Source organism: Aliarcobacter faecis (assembly GCF_013201705.1).
Classification (GTDB): domain Bacteria; phylum Campylobacterota; class Campylobacteria; order Campylobacterales; family Arcobacteraceae; genus Aliarcobacter; species Aliarcobacter faecis.
In genome coordinates, this window is the sequence record NZ_CP053837.1 from 2,228,543 (window position 1) to 2,254,796 (window position 26,254).

Here is a 26,254-nt window from a genome sequence, read left to right on the forward strand (position 1 = left end):
ACCTTTTTATTAATATCCATTTAATATTTTACTTAAGGAGGTTTATATGCAAACTTGGCAACAAGTATATGCACCAATAGGGGATAGTCTAATTCTATCAGCTCTTGTAGCACTAATTCCTATTGTTTTTTTCTTTTTGGCACTTGCACTATTTAGAATGAAAGGGCACTACGCAGCAATCATTACATTAGCATTATCGATGATTGTAGCAGTTTTTGGATTTGAGATGCCAGTTAATATGGTATTTTCATCAGCTAGTTATGGTTTCTTATTTGGTTTATGGCCAATTGCTTGGATTATTGTTGCATCAGTATTTTTATACAAATTAACAGTAAAAAGTGGGCAATTTGAGATTATTAGAAACTCTATTATAAAAATCACTGAAGATCAGAGAATTCAAGTTATTTTAATTGGTTTTTCATTTGGTGCTTTTTTAGAAGGGGCTGCTGGATTTGGAGCACCTGTTGCTATTACAGCTGCAATTTTAGTAGGTCTTGGATTTAAACCTCTATATGCAGCTGGATTATGTCTTATTGCAAATACTGCTCCTGTTGCCTTTGGAGCTTTAGGTGTTCCAATTATTGTTGCTGGACAAGTAACTTCAATCGATGCTTTTACAATTGGAGCAATGGCTGGAAGACAATTACCAATACTATCTTTAATTATCCCTTTATGGCTTGTTGCTATGATGGATGGTTGGAAAGGTATTAAAGAGGTATGGCCTGCTGCAATAGTTGCAGGGGCAAGTTTTGCTATTTCTCAATATCTTACATCAAATTTTATTGGTCCAGAATTACCAGATGTTACTTCAGCAATAGTTTCTATTGTTGCAACAACAATCTTCTTAAGATATTGGAAACCAAAAAATATTATGAAAACAGTAGAGTTAGATGAGGTTGTTTCATCATCATATTCAACTGCTCAAGTATTTAAAGCTTGGTCTCCATTTATTATTCTTTCAATAATGGTTACAATTTGGACAACAGGTTGGTTTAAAGCTTTTTTTGCAAAAGGTCAAATTTTAGCGAATACTATTTTCAAATTTGAATTTTCAACTATTCACAATATGATATTCAAAATGCCACCAATAGTTAGTACACCAAAGTCTTTTGATGTTGTATATACATTTAATCCTATTTCAGCAACAGGTACTGCTATTTTTCTAACAGCAATTATTACTATGTTTATATTTAGATTAAATATATCAACAACTACAAAAACAATGGGTGAAACTCTTTTTGAACTTAAATGGGCTATTGTATCAATTGGTATGGTTCTTGGATTTGCATTTGTTATGAACTATTCAGGTATGTCTTCAACAATGGCTCTAGTATTAGCAAATACTGGTTTCTTATTTCCATTTTTCTCTCCATTTTTAGGATGGCTTGGAGTATTTTTAACTGGTTCAGATACTTCATCAAATGCACTTTTCTGCGGATTACAACAACAAACTGCTCAACAATTAGGACTGAATGAAACACTAATGGTTGCAGCAAATACAACAGGTGGAGTTTGTGGAAAAATGATTTCACCTCAATCTATTTCTATTGCTTGTGCCTCAACAGGAATTGTTGGGAAAGAGTCTGATTTATTTAGATTTACAGTTAAACATAGTTTAATACTTGTTGTTATTATGGGACTTATAACTATGTCTCAAGCATATATTTTTACTTGGATGATTCCATAACTATATCTAATTTTATTTAGGCATTTTGCCTAAATAAAATTACTCCTTTATAAATATCATATTATTATCATTTAGTAAAGTTAAAATTTATATCTTAATAAATCTTAAGGGAATTAAATATGTTAGAAAGTAAATATCAACAATTTTTTGATGAAATATCAAAAAAAATCTCAATAAACAAAATTTTCACAGATAAACTTCACACTTTTGCTTACGGAACAGATGCCTCTTTTTATAGACTTATTCCAAAAATAGTAATAAAAACAGATAATGCAAAAGAGGTTCAAAATATTATAGAGTTAGCAAATATTATGAATTTATCTATTACATTTAGAGCAGGTGGTACCTCTCTTTCAGGACAAGCAATTAGTGATTCTATTTTAGTTATAACTTCAAGAAACTTTTCAAAATTTAAAATCTCTTCAGACGCTAGTTATATTTCTCTTCAACCAGCACTTACTGGTGCTCAAGCAAATGGACTATTAGCACGATATTCTAAAAAAATAGGTCCAGACCCAGCTAGTATAAATGCAGCTATGATTGGGGGAATTGCTGCAAACAATGCTTCAGGAATGTGTTGTGGAATTTCTCAAAACTCATATAAAACTCTAAAATCTATGAAACTAATCTTTGTAGATGGAACAAAGCTTGATACTGCTGATGAAAATAGTAAAAATGAATTTAGAAAAACTCATGCCAACTTCCTAAAAGATTTAAAGAACTTTTCTAATCAAACAAAAAACAATGAAGAGTTAAGAGCAAAAATTGAGAAAAAGTTTAAAATAAAGAATACTTGTGGTTACTCAATAAATTCTTTAATAGATTTTGATGATGAGTTTGAGATACTTCAACACCTAATTATTGGAAGTGAAGGAACTTTAGCTTTTATCGAAGAGATTACTTACTATACAGTCGAAGATTTAAAAGATAAAGCTAGTGCTTTAATCTATTTTAAAGATATGAAAGAGGCCTGTAACGCTGTAACAAAACTAAAATTATCAAGAGATTCTAAACAAATTGTTGTTGATGCAGTTGAACTTATGGATAGAGCAGCTTTAAGAAGTATTGAAAATGATTCATCAATGCCAAAATTTATAAAAGATTTAAATGATGAGGTAACAGCACTTTTAATAGAGACAAGGGCTATAAATAATGAACAATTAGATACTCAAATATCTCAAATAGAAAGAATTTTAGAAGATTTTAATGTAGTAAGAGAGATATATTTTACGAAAGATGCTCAAGAATATAATCTTTATTGGAAAATTAGAAAAGATCTTTTTCCAGCAGTTGGAGCAGTAAGAGTTATAGGAACAACAGTAATTATAGAAGATGTAGCTTATCCAATTGAAGTACTAGCAGAAGCTACTCTTGAACTTCAAGCTCTATTTCAAAAATATGGTTACTCTGAAGCAATCATTTTTGGTCATGCTTTAGAAGGAAATTTCCACTTTGTATTTACTCAAGATTTTTCAGATGCAAAAGAGGTAAAAAGATATGATAATTTAATGAATGAAGTAGTTAATTCAGTTGCTATTAAATATCAAGGAAGTTTAAAAGCTGAACATGGAACAGGAAGAAATATGGCTGCATTTGTTGAAATAGAGTGGGGAAATGAAGCTTATAATATAATGAAAAAAATAAAAAATCTATTTGACCCAAAAGGTTTATTAAATCCTGGAGTTATAATAAATGATGATAAAGAAGCTCATTTGAAAAACCTAAAAACTCTTCCAGCTACTAATGAGATTGTTGATAAATGTATAGAGTGTGGTTTTTGTGAACCTACTTGTCCATCAAATGAACTTACATTAACTCCAAGACAAAGAATTGTAATAAATAGAGAGATTTCAAGACTTGAAAATATGGGAAATACAAAAGAGGCAAAAGAGTATAAAGCTTTATACCAATATGATGGAATAGAAACTTGTGCAACATGTAGTTTATGTTCAACTGCCTGTCCTGTAAAAATAGATACAGGAAATTTAACAAAACATTTAAGAGCTGAACAATTAACTTCAAAAGATAAGAGTATTGCAAATTTTGTAGCAAATAATTTTAGTACAACATTAAAAGGTGTCAGATTTGGACTAAAAAGTGCAAATCTTATGCATAAAGTTTTAGGCACTTCTAACATGCAAAAATTTACTAAAACTTTGAGAACTATAAGTAAAAACAAAGTTCCAAAATGGTCAATAACTATGCCAAAAGCTATAAGTATAAACTTAAACTTTGAACAAAAACAAAGAGATAAAAAAGTAGTTTATTTCCCATCTTGCTTAAATAGAACTATGGGATTAAACTCTATATCAAAAGAAGATAAGGAGCTTTTTGATGTTACAGTTGAATTATTACAAAAAGCCAATTATCAAATAATTTTCCCAAATAATTTATCAAATCTTTGTTGTGGTATGCCATTTAGTTCAAAAGGGTTTAATGAAGCATCTAGTACAAAATCCTTGCAACTAGAAGAGTCTCTTTTAAATGCAAGTGAATTTGGAGAGTATCCAATTTTATGTGATACAAGTCCCTGTACTAAAAAAATGATAGAGAGTTTTTCACATAAATTATCAATTTATGAACCAATAGATTTTACTTTGGAGTTTTTAACAAAAGAGTTAGATTTTACTCCTATTGATGAACCAATAACTATTCATACAACTTGTAGTTCAAGAAAAATGAACTTAGAAGATAAATTCAAAACATTAGCACAATTATGTTCAACAACTGTAATTATCCCATCAGATGTTAAATGTTGTGGATTTGCAGGAGATAGAGGGTTCAATTTTCCAGAATTAAATAGTTCAGCTTTAAGATATTTAAAAGAGCAAACAGCTAATGCTAAAATGGCATTTTCTACAAGTAAAACTTGTGAAATAGGATTAAGTGAAAGTTCTGGACTTGATTATAACTCTATTTTTTATCTAGTAAATCAAGTTACAAAAGTTAAAAGTTCATAATATTTACTCCTTTCAAACCTGATATTTACATTTTTTTTGATAAAATATCTACTTTATGTAAAGAAAGGACTATTATGAAGAAACTTCTATTATCACTATTTATTGGCTCTAGCTTATTATATGCAGCACAAAATGGTATTGCAATTATTGTAAATGATGAGCCAATCACAATTTATGATATTGAAAAAACAATCTCTGTAAATAAAATCTCAAAAAATGAGGCTGTTAGTTATCTAATAGATAAAGCACTTTATGATCAACAAGTTGAAAAATACAATATTACAGCAGATATTTTTGAAATAAATGACTATATTGAAAAACTTGCAAACTCAAATGGTATGGATATTTATACATTTAAATCTATTGTAAAACAAGAGTATCCAAATTATGAAGTATTTGAAAATGAAGCAAAAAATGCTGTAATTAGACAAAAACTAATTCAACAAATTATAAAAGGGCAATTAGCAGTTGCAACAGATGAAGATATGGAGTTGTATTATGAAAAAAATAAAAACAAATACACAAGTGCAAAAAACTTTGAGGTAATTCAATACATTTCAAAAAATAAAAATAGCTTAAATCAAGTTATTCAAAATCCAATGTTAAATTCTGGTGAAGTTACAAAATCTTCATTAAATTTAGATGCTTCTAATCTTCCTCCACAATTTCAATATATCTTAAATAATACAAAAGATAGCACTTTTACACCAATTTTTACTGCTGATAAAAACTTTGTAACAATGTTTATTGTAAAAAGAAGTGGAACAACTACTCAATCTTTTGAAGCAGCAAAAGCAAAAATATTTAATGATATTATGATGCAAAGAGAACAATCATTTTTAAAAGAGCATTTTGAAAAACAAAAATTAACAGCAGATATAAAAGTATTAAAATAAGGATTATAAATATGTCAAGTATGTTTGAAACAGTAATTGGTTTAGAAGTTCATGCACAATTAAATACAAAAAGTAAACTATTTTGTTCTTGTGCTACAAGTTTTGGAGAAGAAGCAAATAGCAATACTTGTCCTACTTGTTTAGCCCTTCCTGGTGGTTTACCTGTATTAAATAAAGAGGCTGTTCATAAAGCAATTATGCTAGGAACTGCTCTAAATTCAAAAATAAATCAAGTATCAATTTTTAATAGAAAAAACTATTTCTACCCAGATTTACCAACTGGTTATCAAATATCTCAACTAGAGATTCCAGTTGTTGGATTGGGAGAGTTAATAATAGATTTTCCAGATGGAAGAAGTAAAACTATAGGAGTAACTAGAGCACACCTTGAAAATGATGCAGGAAAAAATATCCATAGTGGTAACCACTCACAAGTTGATTTAAATAGAGCTGGAACTCCTCTTTTAGAAATAGTTTCTGAACCTGATATGAGAAGTGCTGAAGAGGCTATTTTATATCTAAAAAAACTTCACTCAATTGTAAGATATATAGGAATTAGTGATGCAAATATGCAAGAAGGCTCTTTTAGATGTGATGTGAATGTATCTATTCGTCCAAAAGGTGATACTAAATTTTACACAAGATGTGAAATAAAAAATATGAACTCATTTAGATTTATCGAAAAAGCTATCACTTATGAAGTAAATAGACAAATAGAAGCTTGGGAAGATGGAGTTTATGAAGAGACTATTGTTCAAGAAACAAGACTTTTTGATACAACTACAGGAGAAACAAGATCTATGAGAGGGAAAGAAGATGCTGCGGATTATAGATATTTCCCAGATCCTGATCTACTTCCTTTAATTATTTCTGATGAAATGTTAAAAGAGTATTCAAAAATTCCAGAACTTCCAGATGAAAAAAAAGCTAGATTTGTAAAAGAGTATGGATTAAAAGAGTATGATGCTTCAGTAATCACTTCTAGCTTAGAAATGGCAAACTATTTTGATGATATGATGAGTGAAGGAGTTAGTGCAAAGAATGCAGTAACTTGGCTAACTGTTGAACTTCAAGGAAGACTTAAAGAAGGTGTTACAATAGAGCAATCGCCAATTTGTGCAAAAACTTTAGCTTTAATAGTAAAAAGAATTGAAGATAGTACAATCTCTGGAAAAGCAGCAAAAGAGGTTTTAGATTATTTAATTGAAAACTCTTCAAATAATGTTGATGAAGCTATTGAAAAATTAGGGCTTAAACAAGTTAGTGATGATGGGGCTTTATTAGCAATAATTGATGAAATTTTAAATGCAAACCAAGATAAAGTAGCTGAATATAAAGCTGGGAAAGAGAAAATGTTTGCATTTTTTGTAGGTCAAACTATGAAAGCAAGTAAAGGTAGTGCGAATCCAAATAGAGTAAATGAATTAATAAAAGAGAGATTATCTTAAATGAAAGAAGGTGCAATTGCCGTTATTGGGGCAGGGAAATGGGGACAAGCTCTCCATTTTGCCCTAAGCCAAAAACAAGAGTGTTATATTACTTCAAGAACAAAAAGAGAGATTAAAAACTTTGTTGATTTGGATTTTGCACTATCTTGTGAATATTTGGTAATTGCAATTCCAACTCAAGAAATAAGAGTTTGGCTTGAAGAAAATTTTAAATTTAATAATCAAAAAATATTAGTTGCAAGTAAAGGGATAGAGGCTTCAAGCGGGGCTTTTTTAAATGATATCTACTCAAATTTTGTACCAAATGAAAATATTGGATTTATCTCTGGTCCTTCATTTGCTACTGAAGTTATAAAAGCACTACCTTGTGCTTTAGTTATAAACTCTTATTCAAAAAATATTTATGAAGAGTTTAGTAAATTTTTCCCAAATTTTATAAAAACATATTATAGTTCAGATGTAATTGGTGCTGAAATTGCAGGAGCTTATAAAAATGTTTTAGCAATTGCAAGTGGAATTTGTGAAGGATTAAATCTTGGAAAAAATGCTCAAGCTTCACTAATAGCTAGAGGTTTAGTTGAAATGCAAAGATTTGGAAAATATTTTGGAGCAAAAAAGATGACTTTTTTAGGGCTTAGTGGCGCTGGAGACCTATTTTTAACTGCAAATTCAACTATGAGTAGAAACTTCCGAGTAGGGCTAGGACTTGCTAAAAATCAGACTTTAGATACTATTTTAAAAGAGTTAGGAGAAGTAGCTGAAGGAGTTAAAACTGCAAATGCAATAGATAAGTTATCAAAGCAATATGAGATTTATACGCCTATTGCAAAAGAGGTAAAACTCATCTTAGATGGTAAAAATCCACAAGATAGTTTAAAAGATTTACTAAAAAACTAAACTATCTTTTTTTATGATTATCTCCCCACAAATAAAGCTGTTTAATAATAGGTTTTAAACTTTTTCCATATTCAGTCAATGAATACTCAACTTTTGGTGGAACAATAGGATAAACTTCTCTATGAACTATCTCATCAATTTCCAACTCTCTTAACTTCTGAATTAACATCTTTTGAGTAGCTTTTGGTAATAATTTTTGTAGTTCATTAAATCTTTTTTTTTCATCTTTTAAATACCAAATTATCAAAATCTTCCATTTTCCTGTCAATACATCAATTGCTGTTTCAACTGGACATTTAAACTCTTTATCTATATTAATTTTACTCTTTTTTTTAATCATATTTTACTCCAAAAGTATCTTTTTAGTAAGTACCTTTCTTAAAAGATAGTTCTTGCTCTTTTAAAGTATTTTAGCTAAAGTTTTAAATCAAAAAGTTAAAAGGAGAGAAAATGAAAGCTTTTGTTGTAGAAAAAGATAATAATAATGAAATTATTTCAAATGTAAAAGAGTTTCTAAAACCAATTTGTGATGATAATGAAGTTTTAATAAAAGTAACTTACTCTAGCTTAAATTATAAAGATGCACTTAGTTCTATTGGTCATGTAGGAGTTACAAAAGTTTTTCCTCATATTACAGGAGTTGATGTTGTTGGAGTTATTGAAGAATCAAAATCAACAATATTCAAAGTAGGGCAAAGAGTAATAGTTACAGGATATGATTTAGGAATGAATACAAATGGTGGTCATGCTCAATTTGTAAAAGTTCCAGCTTCTTGGGTTATTAAAACTCCTGATTCTATTAGTGATAAAGAGATTATGGCGTATGGAACAGCTGGATTAACTGCAGCATTAAGTATTCAAGAACTTTTAAAAAATGGCATAAATCCTGAGGATAGCTCTATTTTAGTTACTGGTTCAACAGGTGGAGTTGGTTCAATATCTATTGCAATTTTAAGTAAACTTGGATTTAATGTAGTTGCTATTACAACAAAAAGTGATAAAAGTACCTATTTAAAAAGCCTTGGAGCAAATGAAATAATCCTACTTGAAGATTTTATGCAAAACTCTTCTAAACCTTTATTAGCTACAAAATATGATGCCATTATAGACACTGTAGGTGGAGATATTTTAGCTCAAGCTTTAAAAACTTTAAAATATGATGGGGTAGCAACTTGTTGTGGGCTTACAGCTTCTGCAATTCTAAATACAAATGTTTACCCTTTTATATTAAGAGGTGCTAGACTTATTGGAATTGATAGTGTTGAGTGTAAATTAGAAAAGAAAGAAGCTGCTTGGGAAAAACTTGCAGGTTATTGGAGTGTAGATTGTTTAGAAAATATCATCAAAGAGATCTCTTTAGATGAGATAAAAGATGTTTATTCTAAACTTTTAGATGGAAAAGCTAGTGGTAGATATGTAGTAAAAATAGCGTAAGCTATTAAGCTACATTTATCTCTTTATTTTCAACTTTTTGACTATATATAGTCTCTTCTCCTGAAGCTAAAATTTTTGCTTGCTCTACCCATGAAAATTCTTCTATAGAGTTCTCAGCATTTATTGAAGCTCCAATAGTTACACAATCTTCATTTGTCCATTCAGATATTTGTTTAAAGCTATTTATTCCCATTCTATTTAATTCAAATTCAAATTTTGAGTCAATACCCTTAATCTTTTTTAAATTATCTTTTACTGGCTTCTGAACAGCTAATTTTTTATCTTTATTAGTCTCTTCTTTAGAACTTCTTCCCTTACCTATTATATAACCAATTAATATTCCTATAATCAAAGCTATAAAAAGATTTAAAACAATTTGTAAAGCTATTTCAAACATCTATTTAACTCCTTTCTCTTTTAATAAAATCTCTACTCTTCTATTCTCTTCAGAAAGACCTAATTCATCTTCTTGTGCAATTGGAAATTTATTCCCATAACCAAATGATTTTATAGAATCTTTATTCACCCCAAATTTAATTAAAACATCTTTAACACTAGCAGCTCTTTTATCTGATAATTGCTGATTCAAATTAGGATTTCCTTTTGAATCTGTATGTCCACCAACCTCAATATAGTAATCATGCCCTTTTAATATATTTGCAATCTCTTCTACTATTTTTATAGATTCTGGTGTTAAATTTGTACTTGCTCTTGCAAATGTAATTTTATTCTCTTTTAATATACTATTTATTTTATTTTGAACATCAATAATTGTAACAGCTTCTGGAATATCCGTTTTATTTATAGATACATCTTTTTCAACAATACTTTTTATCTCTTCTATTTGTTTCTCTATTGTTTCTTGATCTTTTACTATAGCTTTTATATTTAAAGAAGCATTTAAATTATTTTTTAAACTAATATTTTCTAACTCTTGTATAGCCTCTTGACTATTCATATCTGCTATAACTTTTAAACCTTCACTATTATAAATAATTTTAGCACCATTTATAGACTCTTCTTTGAATTTATCAATAAAAGGTTTAACTCTTTCTAAAAATGGATAATCAATTACAACTCCATCTTCAAATAATATAGAATTCCCTTCTTGATCAATTCCTAAACTATTTAAAACTATTTTCAAATCATTATTATTTGGGAATAATCCATTTAATACTAAAATGTCATTACTCTTTTCTATACTAAAATTAAAGGGTATATTTTTAGACTCTTTTGAAAAGAAAGAGCTAATCTTCTTATTCATAGATGAAAAAATATTTTCTTTATTACTATTCGTACTTGAATAATCAAAATTATAAATAGTAATTACATTCAAAATGAGAAAAATTACTAAAAGATAGAGGATTTTCTTAAATAAAGACACTTTAAACTCCTATTAAAAATCATCAAAATCTATACTACCTTTTGAGTAGTTTACTACATTTCCTTCAAAAAAATTAGTTCTTTGATCATTAAAACTTGCATATCCATCTACCCATGGAATAGGGTGTTTTACATTATATTCAGATTTATATCCTACAGCTTCAAGTCTTCTATCTGCAAGATATTCAATATATTGTCTAATAATAGCATCTGTAAAACCTAAAATTTGTCCTTGAGTAATATATGCTCCCCAAGAAGCTTCCAAATCAACTGCTTTTCTAAACATCTCTCGCACTTTTTTTTCTAAAGTTTCTGTAAAAAGATCTGGTCTCTCTTTTCTCACACTATTTATCATATTTTGGAAAAGTATTAAATGAGTAACTTCATCTCTTTGAATAAACCTAATCATTTGAGAGCTTCCTAACATTTTCCCAGATTTTCCAAGAGCATAAATTGCTGCAAATCCTGCATAAAAATATAAACCTTCTAAAATTTGGTTTGCAAACATAGCAAGAAGTAATTTTTCATCTGTTAATTCACCATGTGCCAAATTATCATAAACACTTGCTATATAAGTATTTTTCTCTTTTAATTTTGTATCATTTTTCCACATATCATAGATTAAATCTGTATTATCAGAGATTGATTCAACCATAACTGCATAAGATTTACTATGATTTGCCTCTTCATAAGATTGTCTACTTAAACAAGCATTAATTTCAGGTGCAGTTATATAAGGATTTATATTATCCATTAAATTGTTTGTTTGTAAGCTATCCATAAAAATCAATTGGCTTAGAACTAAATCATACATTCTTTTTTCTGCTGGAGTCAAATATTTATAATCTTTTGCATCTTGTGTCATTTGAACTTCTCTTGGGAACCAAGTATTGGCTTCCATCATATCCCATAAATTTAAAGCCCATTGATACTTCATTCTTGTAAAGTTTATCATTCCATCAGAATCTCCACCAAAAACTCTTCTATCATTTAAACTCTCTTTTGAATCTGGGTTATAAATAATCTTTCTTTCCATCTCTTTCCTTTATTAAATAAAGTGTTTTGGTTATTGGCAACCAGCACACTCCATACTTCTATCTTCTACATCATTTTTTGCTTCTGGACTTTGACTTCTTAAATAGTATGTTGATTTAAGTCCTAGTTTCCAAGCTAATGTATAAATTTCATGAAGATATTTTCCACTCGCTTTATCTAAACTCATAAAAATATTTGTACTTTGACCTTGATCTATCCATTTTTGTCTAATTGCCGCTGCTTTTATTAAATCTAATTGATCTATTTCAAAGGCAGGAGTATAATACCCCCAAGTTTCTGGACTTAATTTTGGAACAACAACAGGAATTAATCCACTTAAGTTCTCTTCAAACCACTTTCTTTTATATACTGGTTCAATTGCTTGAGTAGTTCCAACTAAAATTGAAATTGAAGAAGTTGGAGCAATAGCCATTAAGTAACCATTTCTCATACCATCTTTTTTCACTTTTTCTCGTAAAAACTCCCAATCACAAGAAGTATCAAATAGATCTTTTTCAACCAAAGCATTAACTGCTTGTGGTGCAAAATCATGTGGCATAATACCCTTACTCCAATTTGAACCTTCAAATGTTGGATAAACACCCTTTTGTGTTGCTAAATCTGAGCTTGAAAGTATTGCATTATATGAAATTACTTCCATAACCTCATCTATTTTCTTGAAATGTTCTTTTGAACCCCAAGATATTTGATAAGTTGCAAGCATCTCTGCTTCACCCATAACTCCAAGACCTATACTTCTACTTTTTAGATTTGTAGCTTTTACTTTTCTAAGTGGGTAAAAATTTAAATCAATTACATTATCAAGCATTCTAATAGCTGTTGGAACTACTCTTTTAATATCTTCTTTTGTATTTATTTTTGACAAGTTTATAGAAGCTAGATTACAAACTGCTGTATCACCATCAATTTTCTCTTTTTCAACTATAAAGATTTTTTTACCATTAATACTATCAAGTGCTGTTACTTTATTTGCTTTTTTTGTAAATCCACCATCAACAACTACTAAATCCTCTTCTTCAAAAAGTTTTATAGTTCCATCTTCAAACTCTAGTTTAATTCTATAGTGATTTGGATTAGTATTTTGGAAAATTTCTGTACATAAATTTGAACTTCTAATATGTCCTACATGAGAATTTGGATTAACTCTATTTGCTGTATCTTTAAAACATAAAAATGGGCTTCCACTTTCAAAATATGAAGTCAAAATCTTTTTCCATAAATCTTTTGCTTTCATTCTATCTTTTGTTATACTCTCATTTTGCTCATAAGCTATATATTTTGCTTCAAACTCATCTCCATAACATTCACTTAAATCTTTTACTTCAACTGGGTCAAAAAGTGTCCAATAAGAGTCTTCTAAAACTCTTTTCATAAATAGATCACTTATCCATAAAGCAGGGAATAAATCATGAGCTCTTCTTCGCTCTTCTCCAGAATTTTTCTTTAAATCTATAAAATCAGCTATATCCATATGCCAAGGCTCAAGATAAACAGCAATTGCCCCTTTTCTTGTCCCTAATTGATCAACAGCAATAGCAATATCATTTGTGATTTTTAAAAATGGAATAGTTCCACCAGCAGCACTTTTATGGCCATCTATAGCTCCACCAAGACTTCTTATTTGATTCCAATCCCAACCTATACCACCACCATATTTACTTAAAAGTGCCATCTCTTTGTAACCATCAAAAATACCCTCTATATTATCAGGACTACTTCCTATATAACAAGAGCTTAATTGGTGTCTATTTGTTCTAGCATTACTTAGTGTTGGAGTTGCTAACATAACTTCAAATTTAGAGATAACATCATAAAACTCTTTTGCTCTTTCTTGTTTATTCTCTTCATTTTGAGCTAAAAACATAGCTATTGCCATAAACATTTGTTGTGGTAACTCTATTGGTTCACCTTTACTATTTTTTATTAAATATCTATCATATAGAGTTTTTACACCTAAATAATTAAATAAAAAATCTCTTTGCGGTTTTAAATAAGAGTTTAAATCATCTAAATCATATCCATTTGCCAAATTTGGGATTAATCTTCCTGCATTTATTCCAAACTCAATATATGATTTTAAATGACAATAAGGCTCTCCTTTAATTCCATGTGTTGCAATACCAACTCTATGATATAAATCATATAAAAATAGCCTTGCTGCAACAAATGTCCAATTTGGAACATCTATATCTATTTTTTCAACTGCTGTTTTTATCAAAGCATCTTGAATGTCACTTGAACTCATACCATCTATAAACTTTATATGAGAATCTAGTTCTAATTCACTTTGACTTACCCCTTCTAAACCTTTTGTAGCATCAATAGTCATTTTTTGGATTTTTGTAATGTCCAAAACCTCTCTTCGACCATTTCTTTTTTGAATCATTATTGTCATTTACTTGTCCTTAAACTATTTAAAAACTCTATTAAATATTGCATCTACATTTTTTGTATAGTAGTCAAAATTAAAACACTCTCTTATTTGCTCTTGGCTTAAAGATTTTCCAAGTTCCTCATCAGATAAAAGATATTGAAGATAAAGAGATTCTCCTTTTTCGTTTGTTGTTGATTTTCCTTTTTGTATCTCTTCCCAAACTCTCATAGCATTTCTTTGAACTATTCTATAAGCATCTTCTCTACTAACACCTTTTAATGGTAACTCTAATAAAACTCTTTGAGAAAATACTAATCCACCCGTTAAATTTAAATTTTTCATCATATTTTCAGGCATAACTGTAAGATTTGCTATTACACTATTCATTCTATGAAGCATAAAATCTGTTGTTATAAAAGCATCTGGCAACCAAAATCTCTCTGTTGAAGAGTGACTTATATCTCTTTCATGCCATAAAGCTACATTTTCCATAGCTGGTATACAATAGGCTCTTATCATTCTAGCTAAACCTGTAATATTCTCTGTTAAAATAGGATTTCTCTTATGTGGCATTGCTGAACTTCCTTTTTGCCCAGCTGCAAAATACTCCTCTGCTTCATAAACTTCTGTTCTTTGAAGATGTCTTACTTGTACTGCAAATTTTTCTACACTAGAAGCTAAAAGGGCTAAAGAAGTCGCAAGTCTAGCGTATCTATCTCTATGAATTACTTGATTACTACAAGGTTCTGGTTTAAGCCCAAGCTCAGCCATTGCATACTCTTCAAGTTCAAGTGGTGCATGTGCAAAATTCCCCATAGCTCCACTAATTTGCCCAACTGCAATTACCTCCATAGTCTCTTCAAGGTTTTTAAGATGTCTTTTTACTTCATCATACCAAACTGCAAGTGTAAGTCCAAAAGTTATTGGTTCACCATGAATTCCATGGCTTCTTCCTACCATTAAAGTATATTTATGTTCATTCGCTCTTTTTTTGATAGACTCTAAAAGCATTTTCACATCTTCAATAATAATTATTAAAGAGTCTCTCATTTGTAAGGCAACACCTGTATCAACAGCATCTGAACTTGTCATTCCATAATGAAACCATCTTGACTCTTCCCCTAAAGATTCAGATACACTAGTATTAAATGCTATTAAATCGTGTTTTGTAATAGCTTCAATCTCTTCAATTCTTTGAACACTAAACTTTGCATTTTTTACTATCTTTTCACAATCTTCATCAGGAATAAGCCCTAATTTATTCCAAGCTTTAACAGCTGCTTTTTCAACCTCTAACCAAGCTGCATATCTTGCTTCTTGTGTCCATTTTGAGCTCATCTGCTCTCTAGCATATCTTTCAACCATATAAATTCCCTTATAATCGTATTTCTATATTTTTTATTATAAAATAGCTTTAAAATTTAGTTTGTATTGTATCTAAATAATATAAAATCAAACAAAAGTAGGAATATAATTTGCCATTTGTACTTAAGAAATTTCAAGCAATAAAAGATAAAAAAATACAGATTTTTTTGACCCATTATTTAAACTATAGCCCAAAAATAGCCCAAAAGTTAATAGGTAAAGGAAGAGTATTTAGAGATGATATGAGTGCTTTTAATCCTAGTGATATTATTGATTGTGAAGAGATTTTTATTGGAGTTTTTGAAGGTCAAAGTAGGGGATTAAAACCTCTTTTAGAATTTAATGATTTTGCAATATTTGATAAGCCAACAAACTTAATGGTTCATCCAATTTCTAAACATACACAATACTCTCTTTTAGATGAAATAAGATATTTTTTTGGAGAAGATGCAAATTTAATCCACCGAATTGATGCAGAAACGAGTGGCTTAGTAATTGTAGGAAAAAACAAAAAAAGTGAAATAGAACTAAAAGATATGTTTCAAGAGAAAAAATATCATAAATCTTATCTTGCTATTGTTTGCGGAAAATTAGAAAAAGAGCTAACTATAAATAAACCTCTTGATAAAGAAGGTCTTTTAATTGGTGTCAAAATGAAAGTTTGTAATGAAGAAGAGGGTGGGAAAGAGTCAATTACAATTATAAAACCTTTAAAATATAATCAAAATAGAGATTTAACACTTATTGAAGCTATTCCACTAACAGGAAGGCAACATCAAATAAGAGTTCATCTTCACTCTATAAATCATACAATTTTGGGAGACCCAATTTATGGTATAGATGATATTAATGCAGAAAATTATCTAAATAAAACTTTAAGTAGTAATGATAGATTTACTTTAAGTGGCTCTTCAAGACTTTGGCTTCATGCAAACTATTTGGAATTTTCATATAAAAATATTATCTATAAAATATTTTCAAAAAATAGAGATATTTTTAATGAATTTGAAAGATGTTAAAAGCAAACAAAAGTTTGCCTTTAAGCTTATTTTATAATATTTGCTAACTCTTCAGTTGTAGAGATTTTCTCAATTTTTACAACTTTTCCATTATCTAAAGAGTAAACAATGATTTTTCCATCTTCTTTTGTGAAATTATCTTTATTTGTATCATCTAAAAGTAGAACTGAAAAAGGGTATTTTTTCATCTTTGGTAAAGCAATAAATTTAGATATTAAACTTGGCATTCCTGAAATATCAGCTACATAAACAGCAGAATTTTTCTCTAAAACATTCTCTTTTTCACTTAATGGTAAAAGATAATCTCTTAATAAATCACTTGTTTTTTTATCACTAGCAAAAAGAATAGTTTTTATTTTTGCATCAATAATCTTTTCAGCTTCATGTTGGTCTTTAATTTTAATATTTTCAACAACACTATCAACTGCTAAAGGAGCAGCATTTAAACCTAAAACTAAAAAAGTAGCTAGAAGTAGTTTTTTTAACATATTTTTTCCTTAAAAAATTTTTATGGATTGTATCTTTTAAAAGTAAACAAAAAGTTAAATATAAGTTTTTATTGCAAACTCTTATTTAATTTATTTAAATATAAAGATATATTTTTTTGTATAGTTTCCAAATTTACTAGTTTTTGTTCAACTTGATAGTTCTCTTTTTCACTACTATTTTTTAGATAATCATCTATTTCGCTTATTTGATTATCTACTTTCATTTTATACTCATTCATTAGATTTATAACATCTTTTAAAGGTTTATTAAATTGTGTTTTAATATAAAATGCTAGATATTCAAAATCTATAAAATCTTTATAAATTGATTGTTGAATAATATCTCTTAGAGTATCTTTACGAGTTAAAATAGTATTTATATTCTCATAAAAAAGATTAAGCTCTTTATCTATTTTATTTCCTAGATTTGAGATTTCTCCATCTTGAAAATTATTTATTTTTTGATTTAATATAACATATAACTCATCTAATTTTCTTAATTTATTATCAACTATTGCCATTTCATCTTTTATTCTTAACTCTATTGATTTATTAATTTTAAAATATAGATTTATAAAAAATGAGAATATAAAAAATAAGAAAAATCCTAAAATAAAACCTATATAGTAGAATACAAATACACTTATATTATAAATAGTTATTAATACGAAACCAATAATAATAGCTCTTATATCATCACCTCTTCCTAAAGAAGAGTAATTTTCTTTTAATTTATTTGATAATTTTTCTCTTAAAAAAGATATGCTTTGACTTAATTTTGATGGTTTTGATAAATATTCATCAAATAATTTTTCATAATCTAAAAGTAGCTTTTTTAGTTTTTCATCTGTTTCATAATGGAAAATTTCTTTACCTATTATTAAACCTTTTTTTGTATAAAGAATATTCGTAATTTGTGAAAATTTATAAGTTCTAAAAGATAATTTTCCTATTAAATAAATAAAAATTAAACTATAAATAGATATAAACATATATATAAAATATTCATAATTATCTGAAAAATAAGATAAAAACCCAACGCCCATAAAAACAATTATAAAAGGAATATTTAAAAAAGTTATAGTTTTTAAATAATCCTTATTTACTGTAAGAAGTAGCTCTTTTAAAGAGATATAGTTATAAATACTAAATCCCTTTTTTTCTATCTCTTCTTTTGTTTCGTAGTTTAAATAATCTTTTGTATACATAGGTTTATTTATTTAAAATATCTTCTAATTCATCACTTTGTTGTTTAGTAAGTAGTTTTATACTTGCTAAACTTTTTCTAGCTTGATCAAAGTTTTCTTGCTCTTTTTTAGCTTCAATAGCAACTTGCTCTCTATAATCTTCTATCTCTTCAAAGTGAGTTTTTAATTTACTAACATTCTCTACAAAAACATTTAAAGATAAAACTGGTTTTGAAGATAACTCTTCTGCTTTTTTATTACTTTTTATAGCTTCATCAGTTAAAGTTGAAGACATTTTATCTATTGTTTTACTCATAGCTTCTATTGTTGCCATTGAAGCATCTATTGCTTTTTGTCCAGATATTTCAATAATTGCAGTTGATAAAAGTGTTTTAAATATTGGTTTAGAAGCATTCATTGATAAAGATAATTTTCTAGCAGAATCCAATCTTACAAGTAATCTTTTTTTTGCCATCTCTAAATTACCTATTAAAACTACTAAATTAGTTTGAAAAAACTCTATACTTTTTACAAAAAGTTTTGTTTTATCATCATCAGAATTTACTTGTAAGTTTTGTTTAAACTCTTGTAATTTTATATCTAAATACTCTTTATAATCAACAACTTTTCCTAAATTTTGCTCTATTCCTTCTAAAAAATTGTTTTGCATATCTATTGAAGTATTTAAAGAGTTATAAGCTTGGTCAAATCCACTAAATATTGTTGAGATTTTTCCATTTATTGATTGGATATTAAAGCTTTGTTCATCCCATTTCTCATCAAGATATTTTGCTACATTCCCAATAACAGGGATTGATTTAAAAAACTTCATTACTCCACTATCATTATCAATAATCTCATCATAAACAACATTCATCTGTTTATTCATAGATTCTAAAACTTTTGATACATCCATAATAGGGTCATTTTCTATTATTTTTGCTGTTTCATCTATAATAGAATCAATTGGTGCAGTAATTTTTTCACCTAACTCTCTAAAATCTTTTACTTCTTGAAAAGATTTTTCAACTAGCTCTTTTTCTACTACTGTTAAACTATTTTCCATATGAATTCCTTATTTAATTATTTATTAAAATTGTATATAAAAATATTTAAATTATAATAAAAATTATTCTTTTAACAAAGTTGGCAAATGCCATTTTTTGTAGTATGCAAGAACTCTTAAAAGTACACCAAAAATAAAAACTATAATAAGTGATACAAAATTTCTTAATTCAAACAGCTCTAAAATGTAAACAATAGAAGCAATAATCAGTGCAACTGTTGCATAAAACTCTGAAACTAAAATAAAAGGCATTCTATTTATCAAAACATCTCTTATTGTTCCTCCTCCAACAGCAGTTATAAAACCTAAAACTAAAACACTTAAAAAGTTAAAACCACTCTCTATTGCAATTATAGAACCTGTTATTGCAAAAGAAGCCAAACCAATAGCATCTGAAATTATAAATGCCCATTTCCCTTCTAAATTTGTAATTTTATGTAGTTTAAAAAGTATTGCTATTAAAACCGTAACAATAACAAGTGAAAGTGGTAAATTTGAAGTAAAAACATAAGGAGTTCTATCTGCTAAAACATCTCTTATCATTCCACCACCAAAAGCAGTTAAAAATGCAGATATAAAAACTCCCAAAATATCAAGTCGGCAATGAACTCCTATTAGAAATCCACTTAAAGCAAAAGATATTATTCCTATAATATCAGCAATTTCAAATGCACTCATTTAAGAAGCTCTTGCATTGCAAGGGCTGTTTGTCTAATCTCCCATTGAGCGTGAGTATCAAGTCTTAGTTTAAAATAGTTATCAAGCTGTTTTGGCATAAAAGCAGCCCAAATTTGTGTATATCCCATTTGTGGAATTACTCTTCTAGCTTCTTGTGGTTTCACACCATTTTCTAATAATTCAAAATATAAATCTTCACTCTGTTTTATTAGCTCTTGTACTTTTTCATTCTCTTTTAGTTTCTCACTAACATAGAACTCAAAAGGTACTCTTTTTGCACTTACATATCTTCTACTTAACTCTTGCCAAGATACTCTATGTCTTACCATTTGACTTCTTGTCGGAAAATCTACTTTAAATAAAAATACTTTGAAATAATCTTTGATAATATCACACTCTTCTTGTGTATTAAAAATAGTTCTTATATCAAAACTAAATCTATCTTTATCATTTTCAAAATCATAAACTAAAGCTCTATAATTTGTAAGTAAATATCTATCATCTAAAAGCTCTCCAAATTTTTTAGAGTTTGAATACTCTAAATCTAAAATCTCTTTATGTTTAATATTTTCATAATCAAGTAATACTGGAACAAACTCAAAACTTGAACTAGGAAGTCCCATACTTTCTGCCATCAGCCTATTATAAAGACTTTCACTTCCCAAAGCTTTTGGATTTTGATAACAAATACTTGCTACTTGAGTAATAGCTAAAATTCTATTTTCTTCATTTAAATTAGCTTTTGAAAAATCCCAATTCTCTACAAAAGCAATATTATCTTCAAATATATTCTCTTTTTTATTTATTAAATTTATCATCTTATCCCTTTTGTAAAAAATTAAGCAAGATTATACAAAATAGTTTGTTAAGAATTTATCACAACCTTATTTCTACCTCTATTTTTTGCTTCATACATAGATTCATCTGCTCTTTTTACAGTTTTTAAAATATCTTCACCTTTTTCATAAATAGCTCCACCAAAAGAACAAGTTCTTTTTCCTACTTTTGGGAAATTATTTTCTTCTACTTTTTGCCTTAAATTTTCAAGTATTTTTTCCAAATCACTTTTATGATTTATATTTAAAATCAAAATAAACTCTTCTCCACCCCAACGAATAAAAATATCATCTTTTCGCAAATTTTGTTTAATTACTTTTACAAAATCAATCAAAACTAAATCCCCAACATCATGTCCAAAAGAATCATTTACATATTTAAAATGGTCTATATCTAGCATAGCAATTGCTAGTTTATGATTAAGTTTTTCTGCTTTTTCTATCCAATTTTTGTAGTTTTTCTCAAAATATTCTCTATTATAAGCATTTGTTAGTATATCTTTAGTTACTCTTATTTCAAGTTTGATTTTTTCTTTTATAGTATTTGAAATATCAGTAAAAGATACTATCTTTACATCATCTTCAAAACTATTTACTGTAACAAAGAATTTATACTCTTTTAAATCTTTTCCTCTCATAGAGACTACTCTTTTTGAACTATCCAGAGATTTTAACTCTTCAATCCAAGTCTCTTTATTTACAAAATCTTTTACATAATAAAAACTTTCATTTTTTATAAAAAATTCACAAATACAGTTATGATGTTTTTTGAAATCTGAAAGATTAAGAAAACCAAAGAAATCAAAAAACTTACGATTTGCAAATTTTATCTCTTTTATATTTGTTAAAATAATTATATTATCTTGTAAATCTATAAGTTTTTCTATATTTTTATAAGACTCTTTAAGCCTATTTTCTATCTTTTTCTCTTTTGTAATATCTTTTATTATTGAAAAAAGGATTATTCCACTTGTTGTTTCAATAGGAGAAGAAGAGACTTCTACTACTTTTACTGCTCCACTTTTTATCTTATGCTCAAAAATAAAAGAGTTCACTTTTAAATGTTCTGCTTCTGTATATTTTTTGATTATCTCTTCTGCACTAAGTTGGTTAATTTGTTTTATATTCATATTTTTTAATTCATCTAAAGAGTAACCATAAAAATCTACTGCACTTTGATTTGCATCTAATATTTGTCCATTTTGTGGGTCTATTAATAACATTATTGAAGAGTGGATTCTAAACATATTTTCAAATCTATTTTTTGCAATTTCAAGTTTTTTTAATAAGTTCTGCTCATTTTTATAATTTTTTCTCATACTAATAAATGTAATAACACTTGCTACTATAAATAAAATTAGAAAAATAGACTTTGCAATTAAGCTATTTCTCCAATTTATCATATACTCATCTTGGGAAAGTGAAACTTGAACATAAAAAGGGAATTGTTCCATTACGATAAAACTTGTAAATCTTTTAATACCATCTATAGATGTATATTTTATACATCTTTGCTTAACTCCATTTTTTATTAACTCTGTTATACTATTTTCTAAAATAGGTTTGTTTAACAACTCATCTTCTACTGAGGGATATCTTGCTAATAAAGTTGTTAAATCCAAATTTCCTAAAAGTGTAAAACCCTCTTTACCAATATTTATAGAGGATAGAGTTTTATTTAAAAGGTCAATATTTATAATTGCTGCCAAAATTCCTTTAAAATTTTTATTTTTATCTCTTATTGCAATAATTTGTAAAAATGTTCTATTTCCACTTAAACCAGAAACAATAATCTCTGAAAAACCTCTATTTAAATTAGTATTATTTTTAAATCGCTTAAAATAATCTCGCTGTGAAACATTTATCTTTTTTGAAGAGTTTTTAATATCTCCTTCTTTATCTATGAATACAATCTCTTCAATTCCATCAAAATTATTTGCAAAAATTTTCAGTTTATTTAAGATGATTTCTTGTTTATCTTCAAAATTGCTATCTTTATAGATATCTTTATTCTCTTCTAAAGTTAAAAGTGTATCTTTAGCTAAAACTAAAATATTCTCTACTCTTTCAAAATTATTTTCTAGCTTTTTTGTAAGTAAAATTGTGAGATTATTTATCTCTTTTTCTATATTTTCAATTGACTTTTGATAATTTACTATCTCTTGAGTTAAAAACAAAAAAATAACAACAAATACAGAAACTAAAAACCACTTATGATTATAAGTTTTTGTATTGAAAGTATCTTTAGTATTCATAGTTTACCTATTTGTTTTTTTATAATTTTTGGGCATTCTAAGAAAATTAAAAGTTAGTGTCAATACCGTTAATCAAGATTTATAATGACTAAAAATTATTTTTATCTTTCAAAAATATTTATAACAAGATATTATAGACTATTTTTATTTTATATTTTATTATTTCTTATTCAAAAAAAATCTATTTTTAATTTAATTATAGAATTAAACTAAAGATGCTCTTGAAAAAGAGAAAACTAATAAAATAAAGGTCATTAATTATCTCTTTTTATATATTTCTACAAACAAATAAGTCAAATATATTAATACATATTATTTACTTTTTTTCCTCTTCATTTACTTCATATATATAAACAAAATCTGCTTTATTTGTATCTATTTTTAAATCTTTCTCTTTTTCTATTTTCTCATTTGAAATAGAGATAAATGGAAAATTATTCAATCTTGAAAATCTCAAAGGAATTCCTAATTTCTGCTCTATATGTAAAGCTCCTGCAAAAACCAAAAGTTTATCTTTTGGAGTTTTTATTACCTCTTTTGCAATTTTTGCTACATTTTGTGCCATATATGTATCCCAAGTTACTTGTACTCTATACATTCTATCCAAGCAAGGCTCTAGACTTGTTTGTGGCATCTTATCGCAATGTTCTAAATATGGGTAGATAAGTTGTTGATGAGCAGATACTCCTAAATCCAAACTATTATAAAAATTTTTCTCTTCTTGGCTCATTTTATCAAACTCTTTTAAAGAGATTTTTGTTCTATCCTCTTTTGATATATTCATACCATAAAGTCTTCCACCATTTTGTTTTACAGCTTCATAAAGTGGTGCTACATATTCCCATTTATATTTTGAAAATTTATCCCACTCTCTTTTATCTTTTAAAGTGTTTGTATCAAATTTATTATCTGTATAATCTTTTAATAAACTATCATGCTCTGGAGTAAACCACTCATTTGCTAAATTTAGCTTGTAACCTTTTTTATCAAGCTCTTTTAAAAAATCTTCAAAAAACTTATGAGTTTTTTCTGTATTATGATGATCACCAACAAAAATAATAGGATAGTGTTCTACTTCATTAACAAGCTCTTGCATATCTATATTTTTTGCTTGTTTTATAGAGTAAATTCCCTCTTTTTTATCCAAATTATGTGTTGGTATAGTTAGATTCTTATTTGTACAGCCAGAAAATATAAAAATTGTAGCTATAAAAGCTATTGAAAGTTTTAACATTTTTTTACCTTTTTTATAGTTTAAGGTCCCATATATAAAGAAAACACAAGAGTATATATGAGACCCTATTAATTTTTTAATTAGAATTTATAATTCAATCCAACATAAGCAAATCTTCTTTGTATAGCATAAGGTTCTGCTTCTTCAAAATCTTTATCACCAATATTATCTACACCAATTCTAGCTGCTAAGCCTTTAGTTATTTCTTTAGAAATTTGAGCATTAAATATTGTATATCCACCAGCCTTATTTGTATTTGCTGAATCAAGATATTGTTCTCCTATATAGTTTGCACTTAAATATGAAGAAATTCCCCAACCAAATTTAGAAGTTAATCCAATATTAAATGTATTTTCAGGTTTATATGTCAAATCATTACCAGTTTGTTTATCTTCTGTTTTAACATAAGTATAGTTTGCATTTAACATATGATTTTCTGTAATATCATAATCAGCACTTAACTCAAAACCTTTTGTTCCTACTTTATAAACATTTACATATTTCGATATAGCATTATGTCCTTTTTCTGATTTAATCATATTTTCTAAATCAGTTTTAAATATTGCAGCTTTAAATATAGTATCTTTTCCATAAAACTCATAAGCCAATTCATAAGATTCTGAAGTTTCAGCTTTTAAGTCATCATTACCCCAAATACCCATACTACTATATCCGCTTGAACCTTGAAGTAGTGTCGGAGCTTTAAATCCTTCTCCATAATTTACTTTTAATCTTTGTTGGTCATCTATTTTATAAATTGCACCTATATTTGGAGAAAATTCACTTCCATATTTTTCATTATCATCATATCTTCCACCAAGAGTCAATATAAAATATTGTCCTAATTCTATCTCATCTTGAAGATAGTAAGCATTAGTTCTAGCTTTATAATCCCATTTTGATTGTCCTGTCATTGGATATTCTCTATCATGAGTCTCTTTTGAAGTCTCTGCTCCAATAACAATATAATTATTTTTTAAAGCAGTAACTTTTGATTCTCCTTTTATAGAATCATTTGTAAGTTTAGTAATATAGTTCATTGTAGATGATGAACCACCTCTATATGTTGAATCTAATTTTGTTTTGGCATAATCAATATCAAAAGATATATTTTCAAAACTTTTTGTATAACCCACATTATATAAATCTCTTTTTAGCTTATACTGTTCAGGATATAGTTCTAACTCTCTTTTCTCTTCTCCTTTAAGATATGAAGCATATACATTTTGAGTATCATCAAAATTATATTGAAGTTTAATATTTCCACTCTCATTTTTTACTCCTTCTATATAAGTATGATCAAATGCTGGTGTTGCTGAACCTATAGTATAGTCTCTATTAAATTTGCTTGCTCCAGCAAATATTAAAAGCTTATCAGAAATATTTCCACCAATATTAGCACTTATATTTTCTGCATCTCCACCTTTCTCAGAAGCAGAAAAACCAGCTTGAACATCTATTTCTCCATAGATTTCTTTAACATCTTTTTTAGTAATAATATTAATTACTCCTCCTATAGCCTGAGAACCATAAATAGAGCTTTTTGGTCCTTTTATAATCTCTATTCTTTCTATCATATTTATAGGAACCCAAGAGTATTGGAAATCACTATGTCCAATATAAGCATCAGATTGATTTATTTTTTTACCATCAACTAAAATTAAAGAATAACTTGGGTCTAGTCCTCTAATAGAAATTCCCTTTCTTCCATTCATTGGTGATGAATTTACAGTTTCAATAATTCCTGCTTGTTTAACCAAAATATCTTTAATATTTGTTGCATTCATTTTTGCTATTTCTTCAGCTGTTATAACTGTAACAGAACTTGATAAATCTTCTATTTTTTTATCTGATTTTGAAGTTATAACTACCTCGTCTAATTTTTGTGATACTTCATCTGCTATTACATTTGATGAAAGTATTGCAAGAGCTAAACTTGCAAATATACTTTGCTTATACATAATTTTCCTTTTTTAATAATTTTATGGGAT

The 26,254-nt window shown here is 27.6% G+C and carries 21 protein-coding genes; 7 read left to right on the top strand and 14 right to left on the bottom strand.

The features are described from left to right. Positions 1–46 precede the first annotated feature (46 nt). From AFAEC_RS11125 to AFAEC_RS11145, 5 genes are all read left to right on the top strand, one after another. Complete coding sequence (locus tag AFAEC_RS11125; protein ID WP_026804859.1) at positions 47–1,687, top strand: lactate permease LctP family transporter; 1,641 nt, start codon at positions 47–49, stop codon at positions 1,685–1,687. Positions 1,688–1,806: 119 nt separating this feature from the next. Continuing rightward, on the top strand, positions 1,807–4,647 hold the full coding sequence (locus AFAEC_RS11130) for an FAD-binding and (Fe-S)-binding domain-containing protein (RefSeq protein ID WP_026804858.1): 2,841 nt from the start codon (positions 1,807–1,809) through the stop codon (positions 4,645–4,647). A gap of 74 nt (positions 4,648–4,721) precedes the next feature. Beyond that, positions 4,722–5,543, top strand: a complete 822-nt coding sequence (locus tag AFAEC_RS11135) for a peptidylprolyl isomerase (protein WP_026804857.1) — start codon at positions 4,722–4,724, stop codon at positions 5,541–5,543. 11 nt (positions 5,544–5,554) lie between these two features. Continuing rightward, positions 5,555–6,991 (top strand): Asp-tRNA(Asn)/Glu-tRNA(Gln) amidotransferase subunit GatB, encoded by a 1,437-nt coding sequence (gatB, locus tag AFAEC_RS11140; RefSeq protein ID WP_081754484.1) that lies wholly within the window; start codon positions 5,555–5,557, stop codon positions 6,989–6,991. Next, positions 6,992–7,888: an NAD(P)H-dependent glycerol-3-phosphate dehydrogenase gene (locus AFAEC_RS11145; RefSeq protein WP_026804855.1), complete on the top strand. Its 897-nt coding sequence runs from the start codon at positions 6,992–6,994 to the stop codon at positions 7,886–7,888. Between the two features lies 1 nt (position 7,889). Here the strand turns inward: AFAEC_RS11145 and AFAEC_RS11150 are convergent, their stop codons facing one another. Continuing rightward, a complete protein-coding gene (locus tag AFAEC_RS11150) occupies positions 7,890–8,228 on the bottom strand; it encodes a winged helix-turn-helix transcriptional regulator (protein ID WP_026804854.1) in 339 nt (112 codons plus the stop codon). A gap of 110 nt (positions 8,229–8,338) precedes the next feature. On the opposite strand from AFAEC_RS11150, the gene AFAEC_RS11155 reads away from it, so the two are divergent. Then, a complete protein-coding gene (locus AFAEC_RS11155) occupies positions 8,339–9,322 on the top strand; it encodes a YhdH/YhfP family quinone oxidoreductase (protein ID WP_026804853.1) in 984 nt (327 codons plus the stop codon). A gap of 4 nt (positions 9,323–9,326) precedes the next feature. Here the strand turns inward: AFAEC_RS11155 and AFAEC_RS11160 are convergent, their stop codons facing one another. The 5 genes from AFAEC_RS11160 to purB are packed head-to-tail and all read right to left on the bottom strand — an operon-like array spanning position 9,327 to position 15,500. Further along, a complete protein-coding gene (locus tag AFAEC_RS11160) occupies positions 9,327–9,719 on the bottom strand; it encodes a hypothetical protein (protein ID WP_026804852.1) in 393 nt (130 codons plus the stop codon). Further along, on the bottom strand, positions 9,720–10,706 hold the full coding sequence (locus AFAEC_RS11165; protein WP_051487422.1) for an OmpA family protein: 987 nt from the start codon (positions 10,704–10,706) through the stop codon (positions 9,720–9,722). A 12-nt stretch (positions 10,707–10,718) separates the two neighbouring features. Beyond that, complete coding sequence (locus AFAEC_RS11170) at positions 10,719–11,741, bottom strand: ribonucleotide-diphosphate reductase subunit beta (RefSeq protein WP_026804851.1); 1,023 nt, start codon at positions 11,739–11,741, stop codon at positions 10,719–10,721. Positions 11,742–11,771: 30 nt separating this feature from the next. Then, the gene (locus AFAEC_RS11175) at positions 11,772–14,150 is read right to left on the bottom strand and encodes a ribonucleoside-diphosphate reductase subunit alpha (protein ID WP_026804850.1); all 2,379 of its coding nucleotides are present in this window, start codon (positions 14,148–14,150) and stop codon (positions 11,772–11,774) included. Positions 14,151–14,171: 21 nt separating this feature from the next. Then, complete coding sequence (gene purB, locus AFAEC_RS11180) at positions 14,172–15,500, bottom strand: adenylosuccinate lyase (protein ID WP_026804849.1); 1,329 nt, start codon at positions 15,498–15,500, stop codon at positions 14,172–14,174. Between the two features lie 110 nt (positions 15,501–15,610). On the opposite strand from purB, the gene AFAEC_RS11185 reads away from it, so the two are divergent. Beyond that, positions 15,611–16,519, top strand: coding sequence for an RluA family pseudouridine synthase (locus AFAEC_RS11185; protein ID WP_026804848.1), 909 nt, complete (start codon positions 15,611–15,613; stop codon positions 16,517–16,519). Between the two features lie 26 nt (positions 16,520–16,545). On the opposite strand, the gene AFAEC_RS11190 is transcribed toward AFAEC_RS11185, so the two are convergent. The 8 genes from AFAEC_RS11190 to AFAEC_RS11225 all read right to left on the bottom strand — a co-directional run bounded on the left by AFAEC_RS11190 (position 16,546) and on the right by AFAEC_RS11225 (position 26,224). Further along, positions 16,546–17,007 (bottom strand): hypothetical protein, encoded by a 462-nt coding sequence (locus AFAEC_RS11190; RefSeq protein ID WP_026804847.1) that lies wholly within the window; start codon positions 17,005–17,007, stop codon positions 16,546–16,548. Between the two features lie 68 nt (positions 17,008–17,075). Beyond that, positions 17,076–18,215, bottom strand: a complete 1,140-nt coding sequence (locus AFAEC_RS11195; RefSeq protein WP_026804846.1) for a hypothetical protein — start codon at positions 18,213–18,215, stop codon at positions 17,076–17,078. Between the two features lie 4 nt (positions 18,216–18,219). After that, positions 18,220–19,260: a hypothetical protein gene (locus tag AFAEC_RS11200; protein ID WP_026804845.1), complete on the bottom strand. Its 1,041-nt coding sequence runs from the start codon at positions 19,258–19,260 to the stop codon at positions 18,220–18,222. A gap of 63 nt (positions 19,261–19,323) precedes the next feature. Continuing rightward, positions 19,324–19,938, bottom strand: a complete 615-nt coding sequence (locus tag AFAEC_RS11205) for a trimeric intracellular cation channel family protein (RefSeq protein ID WP_026804844.1) — start codon at positions 19,936–19,938, stop codon at positions 19,324–19,326. Next, positions 19,935–20,756, bottom strand: a complete 822-nt coding sequence (locus tag AFAEC_RS11210) for an FAD-dependent thymidylate synthase (protein WP_026804843.1) — start codon at positions 20,754–20,756, stop codon at positions 19,935–19,937. Before AFAEC_RS11210 ends, AFAEC_RS11205 begins: the two co-directional genes overlap by 4 nt. 47 nt (positions 20,757–20,803) lie before the next feature. Then, positions 20,804–23,029 (bottom strand): sensor domain-containing diguanylate cyclase, encoded by a 2,226-nt coding sequence (locus AFAEC_RS11215; RefSeq protein ID WP_026804842.1) that lies wholly within the window; start codon positions 23,027–23,029, stop codon positions 20,804–20,806. Positions 23,030–23,345: 316 nt separating this feature from the next. After that, positions 23,346–24,263 (bottom strand): ChaN family lipoprotein, encoded by a 918-nt coding sequence (locus AFAEC_RS11220; protein WP_026804841.1) that lies wholly within the window; start codon positions 24,261–24,263, stop codon positions 23,346–23,348. An 80-nt stretch (positions 24,264–24,343) separates the two neighbouring features. Next, positions 24,344–26,224, bottom strand: a complete 1,881-nt coding sequence (locus AFAEC_RS11225) for a TonB-dependent receptor plug domain-containing protein (RefSeq protein ID WP_026804840.1) — start codon at positions 26,222–26,224, stop codon at positions 24,344–24,346. Positions 26,225–26,254 lie beyond the last annotated feature (30 nt).